A 4246-nucleotide genomic window follows, 5' to 3' on the forward strand; every position below is an offset into this window, starting at 1 on the left:
CGGGGCGCGGCGTGGCCTCGGGCAGGGTCTGCGCCAGGGCCGGCCAGACGCCGTCCAGCCGACCGGGCAGCAGCGCCGCCAGCGACAGGGCCATCAGCGGCAGGCCGAGCCGCGGTCCGAAGCGGGCGCGGCGTGACGCGCGGGGAAGGGAGGGCTGGGTCATGGCGCGGATCCCTCTGTCAGTCGAGCTTGACGCGGATGGTGCGCGATTCCGGCAGGGCGGCGGCGCGCTGGGCATAGAGCAGTTCGGCCGCCAGCAGGCTGCCGAGCGGCGGCTCGGCCAGCGGGGCGGCAGGCGAGGCGGAAGGCGGGATGGGGAGCGGGTCGGCCAGCGGGCCGCTGAAGGGGCTGCCCAACGGGCTGTTCAGCGGCGCGGCGGCCAGCGGGGCGGGGGAGGGCATGGCCAGGGCCGGCTCCAGCGGCGAGAGCAGCGGGGCGGGCGGATCGAACAGCCCGGCCAGGTGCGGGGCGGGTTCGGCCGCCAGGTTCAGCAGCGGCGGGGCGGGGCGGGCGGAGAGGCGCTCGGCCAGGCCGATCGGCTCCACCATCTCGCGCGGCGGCGCCACGGCGCGCGCCTGCTGCAGCTTGCGGTTCTGCCGCAGCGCCTGGTCGAGCCGCGCCGCCACCTCCTCCGCCTGGCGGGAGGCGCCGTTCAGCTCCTGCATCAGCTTGCGGCAGGCGCCGATCTTGCTGTCCACCTCGGAGATGCCGTCGCGCACCTTGTCGACGATGCCGCCGGCCGAGGCGTCGAGCCGGCGCGAGGCCTCGTCGAGCTGGCCGATCACCGCGCCGGCCCCCTCCAGCGCCGCGCGCAACCGGCCCATGCGGCGATACAGCAGGGTGATCCAGACCGCCTGGGCGCCCAGCACCAGCAGGGCGGCGGCATCGAGCATCTGGGGGAAGTTCATGCGGCTTCTCCGTCAACCGTCCTGCTGGCCCGAGGCATCGCCCGGCCAGCCCTTCTCGATCACGCAGTCCTCGACGCGCAGCACCACCCGCTCATCCTTGGTGGCGAGCGTCGCGCGGCAGACCATCAGCCCCTGGCAGAACACGTCGACCGGATCCTCCTGCCGCTTGTCGAGCACGAAGACCGAGCCGGGCTGCCAGGACGCCACCTCGGAGAAGGGCACGGTGCGGCTCTCGATCACCGCGGTCAGCTCGACTGAGGCGCGCGGCAGCTCCTCCGCCAGATGGCTGCGCCAGATGGTGTCGCCGCCGGATTTCTTGCCCAGCACCTCCTGGCTCAGCAGGTCGCGCACCGGCTCAAGCGAGGCGTAGGGGATCAGGAAGTCGATGAAGCCGCCGCGCCCCTCCATGGTGATCTCGGCGCGGAAGGTCAGCGCCGCGGCGGTGGGCTTGGTGATCAGCGCGTAGCTCGGCGTGATCTCGAAGCGCTCCAGCCGGAAGCTCGCGGGCGAGACCGCCTCGAAGGCGCGGCTGAGGTCGTTGGTGACGACCGAGACGAATTTCTCGACGAAGGTGCGCTCGATCGGCGTGTAGGGCCGGCCCTCGATCGGCTGCAGCGCGTTGCGCCGCCCGCCCAGCAGGATGTCGACGATCGAGCCGATCAGCCGCGAATCGAGGGCGGCGAGGCAGTAGCCATCCCATTCCTCGATGCGGATGATGCCGATCAGCGCCGGCAGGGTCACGGTGTCGAGGAAGGCGCCGACCCGCACGGGGCGGGTGCGGTCGATCACCACATCGGCGTTGTCGGCAGTGAATTTTCGCGAGGAGCTGGTCATCAGCCGCGCCAGCCGGTCGACCACGATGTCGAGCATCGGCAGCTTCTCGTAGCGCACCGCGCCGCCGACCAGCGCCTCCAGCCCGCGCTTCGGCGCCTCCTCGGCCGGGCCTTCCGGCCCGCCGAACAGGTCGTCGATGTCGCCCTGGCCCATGGCGACGCCGGCGGCGCCCCAATCGGCCATCGGATCCGGCTCGCCGCCGGCGCCCTCGGGGGTTTCGTTGTTCTCGCTGCCGCTCATGCTCAGGCCACCACGAAGCCGGTGATCAGCACGTCGCGCACCTTGCCGGGGCCGAGCAGCAGCTCGAAGCGCCGGTGCAGGTCGCCGCGCAGCCGGTCCATCGCCAGGGCGCCCTCCATCTCGCCCTCGCGCAGCGTGCGCAGGTAGAGCAGCAGGCTGTCATAGATGCGCGGGCTGAGCAGCTCGGGTTGCAGCAGCGCCGGGTCGCCATTGATCTCGACGGCGATGCGCAGGCGCAGCTGGCGCGGCCGGCCGCCATTCGGCAGCGTCAGCGTCATCTCCGGGAATTCGACGAAGCTTGGCCGCGCCGCGGGTCCGGCGGGGGTGGCGCCGGCCTCCGCCTCGCCCGCCGGGGCGCGGCCGAGCAGCCCGCCCACCAGCGCCGGCACGGCGGGCACCAGGAACCAGGCCGCCGCGCCGCCGCCGAGCAGCAGCACCAGGGGCAGCAGCAGGATCAGCAGCCGCCGTCGCCCCCCTTTTTTGCGGGCCGGCTTCTCCGTGGCGTTGGCGGATTTCTCCGCGGTGGTGGCGGACATGGGCGGGATCTCCCGGCACTGGCGATTTTTCGCGCGACAAGCGGAGTGGCGGCAGATATAAACCGACGCGTTCTCGCATGCCACGCTAAAAACAACCGCCGGTCGAACTCCGCATCGCCGCCGCCTCGCGCGGCGGGGCGCCCCGCCCGGGCCATGTGCCAGGGGGCCATGTGCCAGGGGGCCATGTGCCAGGGGGCCATGCGCCAGGGGGCGGGGCGGTGTCGCGGGGCTGCGGGGCGGGGCGGCGCCCAAAGGGCGTGGTGGGGCGGCCGGCAGGTCCGCCCCCAGGTCAGCATGGGGCGATAGAAGGTCGATGCAGCAAGTACGCACCGTTGGAGCGGGTTTCGATCTCGGCGGGCTGGGGGGCGGCCTGGCACGGCTGGGCCCTGCGAAACTCGCCGGGCTGGCGGCGGTGGCCCTGGCCGCGCTGCTGGCCATCGTGCTGGTGGCGCGCTCGGCCGGCACGCCCACCGGGCTGCTCTATGCCGGGCTGGAGCCGGCCGAGGCCGGGCGCATCTCCGCGCGCCTCGAGGAGCTGAAGATCCCGGTGGAGGCGCGCGGCGACGGCACCATCCTGGTGCCGATGGACCAGGTGGCCAGGCTGCGCATGCAGCTCGCCGCCGAGGGGCTGCCGCGCCAGGGCGGCGCCGGCTACGAGCTGCTCGACCAGACCAGCCCGATGCAGATGACCTCCTTCATGCAGCGCGTGCAGCGGCTGCGCGCGCTGGAGGGGGAGCTGGCGCGCACCATCGTCACCATGCAGGGGGTGCGCGCCGCGCGCGTCCATATCGTGCTGCCCGAGCGGGAGAGTTTTTCGCGCGACGCGCCGCCGCCCACCGCCTCGGTCACCGTCACCACCAGCGCCGGGCAGCGGCTGGGCGCCGCGCAGGCCGCGGCCATCCGCCTGCTGGTCGCCGGCGCCGTGCCGCGGCTGCGGCAGGAGGATGTCTCGGTGATGGACGGCAATGGCGTGGTGCTGGCCGCCGATGGCGGCATGGGCGCCGCCGCCGGCCGGCTCGGCGAGATCCGCGTGGCGCAGGAGCACGCGCTGCAGAAGGCGGTGCTCGACCTGCTGGAGCCGCTGGTCGGCCGCGGCAAGGTGCGCGCCGTCGCCTCGGTCGAGGTGGAGGGGGCGCGCACCGTGGCGCGGGCCGAGACCTTCGACCCGCTGGGCCAGGTCGAGCGCGGCCGCCAGCTGCAGACCGAGCAGGAGAACAGCGAGGATGGCCGCGGCCAGGCGCCGGTCACCGTCGGCCAGAACCTGCCGAACCAGCAGGTGAACCAGAACGCGACCCGCAGCGTCAGCGCCGTGCAGCGCAACAACGAGACGGTGAATTTCGAGATCTCCTCCAAGGTCGAGGAGACGGTGCGCGAGCCGGGCGCGGTCAAGCGCGTCAGCGTCGCCGTGGTGGTGGACGGCATCACCGATGCCGAGGGCAATGTGCAGCCCCGCCCGCCGGCGGAGCTGGAGCGGCTGGCGGCGCTGGTGCGCTCGGCCGTCGGCTACAACCAGCAGCGCGGCGACACCGTCACCGTCGACACGCTGCGCTTCCTGCCCGATGAGGGGCTGGGCACCCTGGCCTCGGCCGAGGGCAATGTGGTGCTGGGGCTGAGCGGGCTGCAATGGGCGGTGGTCGGCGGCGTCCTGGTGGTGGGCGCCGGGGCCGGGCTGATCCTGTTCCGCCGCCGCCAGCAGCGCCTGGCCGCCGAGGCCGCCGCCGCCGCCGC

At 73.9% G+C, this 4246-nt stretch carries 4 protein-coding genes; 1 reads left to right on the forward strand and 3 read right to left on the reverse strand.

Translation table 11 applies throughout. The features are described 5' to 3' along the window. Nucleotides 1-179 precede the first annotated feature (179 nt). The 3 genes from HMPREF0731_RS18210 to HMPREF0731_RS18220 are packed head-to-tail and all read right to left on the reverse strand — an operon-like array spanning nt 180 to nt 2518. Nucleotides 180-908, reverse strand: coding sequence for a hypothetical protein (locus HMPREF0731_RS18210; RefSeq protein ID WP_040613924.1), 729 nt, complete (start codon nt 906-908; stop codon nt 180-182). A gap of 12 nt (nt 909-920) precedes the next feature. Then, nucleotides 921-1982, reverse strand: coding sequence for a FliM/FliN family flagellar motor switch protein (locus tag HMPREF0731_RS18215; protein ID WP_007005665.1), 1062 nt, complete (start codon nt 1980-1982; stop codon nt 921-923). A 2-nt stretch (nt 1983-1984) separates the two neighbouring features. After that, nucleotides 1985-2518, reverse strand: a complete 534-nt coding sequence (locus HMPREF0731_RS18220; RefSeq protein ID WP_007005666.1) for a flagellar basal body-associated FliL family protein — start codon at nt 2516-2518, stop codon at nt 1985-1987. 313 nt (nt 2519-2831) lie between these two features. On the opposite strand from HMPREF0731_RS18220, the gene fliF reads away from it, so the two are divergent. Continuing rightward, the coding region (gene fliF / locus HMPREF0731_RS18225) for a flagellar basal-body MS-ring/collar protein FliF (protein WP_007005668.1) at nt 2832-4246 on the forward strand (1415 nt) is incomplete at its 3' end.

Origin of the sequence: Pseudoroseomonas cervicalis ATCC 49957 (assembly GCF_000164635.1) — a bacterium.
GTDB lineage: Bacteria > Pseudomonadota > Alphaproteobacteria > Acetobacterales > Acetobacteraceae > Pseudoroseomonas > Pseudoroseomonas cervicalis.